4 protein-coding genes are annotated in these 5722 nt (G+C 57.5%); all 4 read left to right on the top strand.

What is annotated here, in order from left to right; all coding sequences use genetic code 11:
• Positions 1–136: 136 nt before the first annotated feature.
• The gene (locus B2R17_RS07995) at positions 137–538 is read left to right on the top strand and encodes a hypothetical protein (protein ID WP_008658765.1); all 402 of its coding nucleotides are present in this window, start codon (positions 137–139) and stop codon (positions 536–538) included.
• A gap of 90 nt (positions 539–628) precedes the next feature.
• A complete protein-coding gene (locus tag B2R17_RS07990) occupies positions 629–2491 on the top strand; it encodes a cyclic nucleotide-binding domain-containing protein (protein ID WP_008664219.1) in 1863 nt (620 codons plus the stop codon).
• Positions 2488–3426, top strand: coding sequence for a hypothetical protein (locus B2R17_RS07985; RefSeq protein WP_286763557.1), 939 nt, complete (start codon positions 2488–2490; stop codon positions 3424–3426). Before B2R17_RS07990 ends, B2R17_RS07985 begins: the two co-directional genes overlap by 4 nt.
• A 209-nt stretch (positions 3427–3635) precedes the next feature.
• Entirely contained in the window at positions 3636–5696 is a 2061-nt protein-coding gene (locus B2R17_RS07980; protein WP_286763556.1) for a hypothetical protein, read from the top strand.
• The last annotated feature ends 26 nt before the right edge of the window (positions 5697–5722 follow it).

Below are 5722 nucleotides of genomic sequence, written 5' to 3'. Positions count from 1 at the left end.
TCGGAATGCGAGCGTTCAGCGAGCACTGCGGGGCGGCGATGCGTGCCGTTTCCTGCGTTCGGGCTACCTCACGAGCACGAAGCTAGAAGCTAGAAGCTAGAAGCTTTCCACCAACGTGATAGGATGATTGGATCCAATGGGTGGGACTCACCGGTTGGCTCGCTTCTCTTTCAAAGGCTCCCTCATGTTCGCCGGTGGTTTGGTCCTCGCCAGCACGCTGATCTTCTTCGCTGTTTGGTTGCAGCGGTCCGAACAGGTCGGCTGGTCGCATGAACGGTTCGATGAAGAAATCGATCAGTCCTACATGCAACGCCGACGTCGTTCTCGAAAACGGGTGAACTTCTTGTTCCTGGTTTGTGGTGTTTTGGTGTTGGTCGCGACCTTGGCCACTCCCAAAAATCATGCCGTGTGGCTGAGCTGTTGGATCTCGGTGATGTTGTCGCTGATGACCATTCTGATGTTGGCAGGTCTGGACGCCTTGCGAACCATGCGACACGTTCGTCATCGACTGGATCACTTGCGCCAGAAACGGTCGTGAGTTTTTACCGGAGGGCTCGCGCCCTACCGCTTCAAATGGACGTGTGAAACTTGTCTTCGGCGGGTTGTGTCTTGACTTTGAGCCACGGCGATGGCTATCGACCGAGACATGATGACCGATGAATCCATTGCTGTGCGTCGTCCCCGACGGTGGGACGAACCGATGGACCCGCACATGACCGATGCGGACGTGGGATGGTTGCGCGAACAATCTCCCTTTTCGAACCTGGATCCCGCCGCGTTTCCCAAATCGATTCCACTCGATGGCATCCTTCGGAACGATTGCCGATTGCACCGTTTCGCTCACGGCGAAGTGATCGCTCGCGAAGGCGATTACGCCAACAGTGCGTTCCTGTTGGTGGATGGACACGCTGAACTTTTGACTCGCGAATTGCCACCGGAATTGCTCGGTCGGCGTGAAACCGAAAAAGTATCTTGGCCCAAGGCGGTCTGGCAACTGCTGCGACCGTCAGGTGTCCGCGAAGCTCGGCGTCCTGAGGAAGTCGTCCCAAATGTCGACTTGCATGCCTCCGCTCATCACGCGGACGATCGTCCTCCGGTGTTGCAATTGCAAGACTTCGATGGGCTGGTGCGAGCCGGGCAAAGTGTGCGATTGAGCCCTGGTGAATTGTTCGGTGAGGTGGCGGCGATGTATCGGTCGCCTCGATCGGCCACGGTTGTTTCGCAGGGCGACAGCACGTTGCTGGAGATCCGACTGCAGGGTCTGAAGATGCTGCGTCGCGACCCCGCGTTTTCTCAGCGGATGGACGACCACTACCGAGAAAACTGGTTGCCGCTGCATTTGCGTGAGATCCCATTGCTGCGATTTCTGCCGGAGCAAAATTTGCAACGGGTGGTCGCGGCGACAATCCAACGATCGTTCGGCCGGTTGGAATGGAACGCGGACTACAAAAAGACTCGCAAGCTTTCTCCCGCCGAACAGATTGAAAGTGAACCGGTGGTGGCGACCGAGGGTCATCAGGTCACGGATCTGATCATCGTTCGCAGCGGCTTTGGACGGGTTTGCCAAAGCTACGGCGTGGCTCAACGAACAACCGCGTATCTTGGCAAAGGCCACCTGTTCGGTCTGGAGGAGATCGCGTTGGGTGTCACCAACGAGGACGGTCCAATCAATTTGCCGCTGCAGCATTCGCTTCGAGCGGTTGGATTCTTGGACACGTTGCATATTCCGGTGGAGTGCTTTGCCACCGACATTTTGCCTCACGTTCGCCGCAGCGAGTTGCCAGCGTCCGCGGCGAAAGCGTTATTGCGAATGCCGGCGTCCGAGGAGGCTCGTGAACGGCGCAGCGAGAAGCGACCGAAGGTGGATTTACCGATCGTTTCGACGGCGATGAATCACACCAGCGAAGAAACGTGGCAGGACTTGCCGAGTCCAACCGGAACATCATTTGAGCCCACCGGGTTGCTCGAGTTCATCGTGCAAAACCGTTTCAACAACGGTCGCGAGGCGATGATCATCGATCTGCATCGTTGCACGCGGTGCGATGATTGCGTCAAAGCTTGCGCAAGCGTGCATGATGGCAATCCCAAGTTCGCTCGCGTTGGCGTCAACCACGATCGACTGCAATTCGTCCAGGCTTGCATGCACTGCACCGATCCGGTTTGCATGATCGGTTGTCCGACGGGGGCATTGCACCGCGAGGAATCCACCGGTCACGTTCGGGTTTCGGAATCCATCTGCATCGGATGTGGCACGTGTGCCAAAGGGTGCCCGTACGGCAACATCGAAATGGCGGCGGTGAACGATCCCAAGGGTCGTCCCTACACCGACGAAGCGAGCAACCGGCCGATCACCAAAGCGACCAAGTGCGACATGTGCAGTGGGCTGCCCAGCGGACCGGCATGCGCAGCGGCCTGTCCACATGATGCAATCGTTCGGATTGACTTGAGCGAATCGCCGCCGCTGGAAGACTGGTTGAGGAGACGAACATGAGTGTGGCTGAACGCCGCCGTTCTGCATCGTCGCGACGCTGGCAACAATTCCGAACCGATGCCGTGTCCAAGTTCCGTCGCCGGGTGTTTGGCACCGGTCGAGCTTGGTCGTTTCGACGTCGACGGATCGCGAGTTTGATCGTTGTTGCGATTGCGATCGTGCTGACCGCATGGATTTCGCAGTCGCTTCATGCGGCTCTCTATCGAAGCAGCGTGATGACGGGTTGGACGCTACTGAGTTCGATCTTGATCTTGTTTGCGATCGGCATTCGTCGCCGGATTCCAATCTTGCCACTGGGCACGATGAGCACCTGGACTCAGGTTCACATTTTCACGGGATTGTTCGCGTGCGGCGTGTTTGTGATGCACGTGCCCGCGATCGCGACGGGGCGATTGATTGCGGACGGATGGTTGGAAGGAACGCTGAGCGTCCTGTTCATCGGCGTCAGCTTGTCAGGTTTTTATGGCATCCTGGCGAGTCGTCGCTTGCCGGCACGTTTGACAGCGATGGGCAGCCAACCTCGATACGACCAAATCGATTGGCATCGAGAACAGTTGGCGGAACGTGCGATGCAGCGACTGGATAGTTTGACCAGCGTCGATTCTCAACGAGTCTTGGGCGAGTTTGACGATCAATACCTTCGTCGGTATCTCGAATCGCCGCTTTCATGGTCGCACCGTTTGTTCGCTCACTCGTTTCGACGTCGGCGTTTGGTGATCGGTCTGAACGAGCTGCATCGTTACTTGGAAGACGATGGCAAAGAAGTCGCCGACGAGCTTGCCGGATTGGTTCGCCGCCGAGATGAGCTGGACACGCAGCACGCTCTTCAGTGGCGACTGCGAGCTTGGGTTGCGGTTCATGCCGTGATGTCGTTGGGATTGGTGGCGCTCGCCATCATGCACACCATTCATGCATTGCAGTTTGTGGAATCATGAGACGCGACGACTTTCAACTGCCAATACCACCGAGGCTCGAACGGCCCGGGCACCCGTACGCATGCGGGCGTTCACCGGGATGCGATCCTTGTTTGCATGGACCAAGCCGCGCGGGTTCATGCCCCTTTGCCGACAGCGCCGATCCGGACAACGAAGCTTGTTCTCCACGACGAACGTGGGCGGGACGTCGACGCCAATTCACCGCCGCGATGCTGGCAATATTGGCCGCCGCGATGGTCGTTCTCTTCGCGACGCGAGCGACACCCAAAGTCATCCAGCCTGGCAACCTGACAACCGCTCACGCGCAAATCCTGTCGGGCGAATTGGCTCAAGACCGATGTGCTGCGTGTCACCAAAATGCGACCAGCAACCGCTGGCTGGCAACCTCAAGCGACCCCTCATCGAGCAAACAGAACGAAGACAAGGGTCTCTTCAACTTGGCGAGCTGGATTGGTGGCGGAGGAACACAGCACGCCGACATGCCGACTCTCGCAATGACCGATTTGTGTCTGAATTGCCACGAGCAACAAATGCCACGCGAGTCGGCTCGGTGGGCACACAACTTGTCGCAAGAAGTCCGCGACGAACTGACATTGGCAGCGATCCTGAAACGCGACGGGAAGCCGATTGCATTGGAATCCAACAACGGTGAATCAGAGCTTTCCGACAACAGCCTGGCTGTTCAAACGGTCAGCCGGACGTCCTCGCTTCAAAACAATTTGGCCTGCAGCATTTGTCATCAAGAACACCACGGCGCAGATGCGAACCTCGCCGCCATCACGGATTCGCGTTGCCAAACCTGCCACGTCAATCAATTTGGTTCCTTTGCCGATTCGCATCCCGAATTTGGTCAGTGGCCGTACGCACACGCGTCCAACATCCACTTTGATCATGGACGCCACGCGAAAATTCATTTCCCCAGTGAAGCGGAGAAACGAAGCGGTGGGGATCCATCAAGCCCCGATGCGTTTGCGACGTTTGACTGCAAGACATGCCACGTTGGGCCGAGCTTCTCGAGTTTCAATTTGGACTCCACCGATCCGGTGATGACGACGTTGCCGTACGAGATCGCTTGTGCGCAGTGCCATGACGAAGCGTTGCGGGTTCAGGTGGCCGAAGGTCCGGCGTTGTTGCAGTTGCCGACCTTGCCCAATGACATTGCCGTGCAAGTCGAAGACTGGCCAACTTTGGCAACAGGTTTTGCCGATGGCACCATCGATGGTTGGATGGCGTTGATGTTGCGGGAGCGAATCAGCGAGTCGGCGTTGAACCGATTCCAACGTGTCGATGCAGCGAACTGGGATTCGCCAATCGTGCAGGTCGAAGCGGTATCGCTGGGCAAAGCGATCACAAAGCTCTCGCAAGAGTTGGCGACGACCGGTCAAGACGCACTCATGCAACGACTACGAGAGGCCGGGATCGATGAACAGACCGCCTTGCCTCTTGTTGAATCGTTCCCGCCACAACTGGTTCGCGACGCGTTGCGAGTTTGGTTTGGTGAAGCTGACGCCGCCACTGACACAACGGTCGACTCATCGGTGGAGGCTGGTGCACTGAGTGGATTGCTGGACGGTGAATTCGAAAGCGAATTCGACAGTCGCTTTGACAGCGGGATCGGCGGCCCCGATCCATTGTTGGCAGACGATCCGTTATTGGCCGATGATCCATTGACCTCTTGGTCCACGGCCGACGAAGAAACGCCCGCGCCGGAACAAGCAGACTGGGCGGCCGAGTTGGCGGCTCGCTACGACGCGGCGAAGACTCAATCGTTTGGCGGTTGGTATCGAGACGATGTGACTTTGTCGGTTCGCTATCGTGGCAAAGGTCACTCCGATCCAGTGCTGCGATCGATGATTGAAATCATCCAGCGGTTACCATCCGATGACCCGCTCAAGCAATCCATGTTGGCTCAGCCCGCGGTTCAAGCCTGCGTGGGTTGCCACCAGGTGCAAACGGATCCGTTGGCCGATGCATCGCTCGCATCGATGCGATGGCGAGCATTCCGCACCAAGGAAAACGGCGATCGGCTGACCCATTTCTCACACACGCCTCACTTGAATGTGCAGGGATTGCAGGATTGCAAACACTGCCACCAATTGGGAACGACCAATCCGGCCAATGCGGTGCACATGGACGGTGAATCAACGGTGAATGCGTCACCGGAATTTTTGCCGATGACAAAGGCGAACTGTTCCAGTTGCCACACCAAGTCCGCGGCGGGGGATCACTGCACGCGATGTCATCGCTATCATGTGCACGATGCCCGATGATTTCCGACCGCCGTCTCCACCGACGA

The sequence above is a fragment of the Rhodopirellula sp. UBA1907 genome, assembly GCF_002337565.1.
GTDB lineage: Bacteria > Planctomycetota > Planctomycetia > Pirellulales > Pirellulaceae > Rhodopirellula > Rhodopirellula europaea.
This window is presented reverse-complemented; position numbering and strand designations above follow the sequence as displayed.

Coding starts and splice junctions, on each gene's coding strand:
- B2R17_RS07995 (WP_008658765.1), top strand. CDS start 137: ATGGGTGGGACTCACCGGTTGGCTCGCTTCTCTTTCAAAGGCTCCCTC.
- B2R17_RS07980 (WP_286763556.1), top strand. CDS start 3,636: ATGCTGGCAATATTGGCCGCCGCGATGGTCGTTCTCTTCGCGACGCGA.
- B2R17_RS07990 (WP_008664219.1), top strand. CDS start 629: ATGGCTATCGACCGAGACATGATGACCGATGAATCCATTGCTGTGCGT.
- B2R17_RS07985 (WP_286763557.1), top strand. CDS start 2,488: ATGAGTGTGGCTGAACGCCGCCGTTCTGCATCGTCGCGACGCTGGCAA.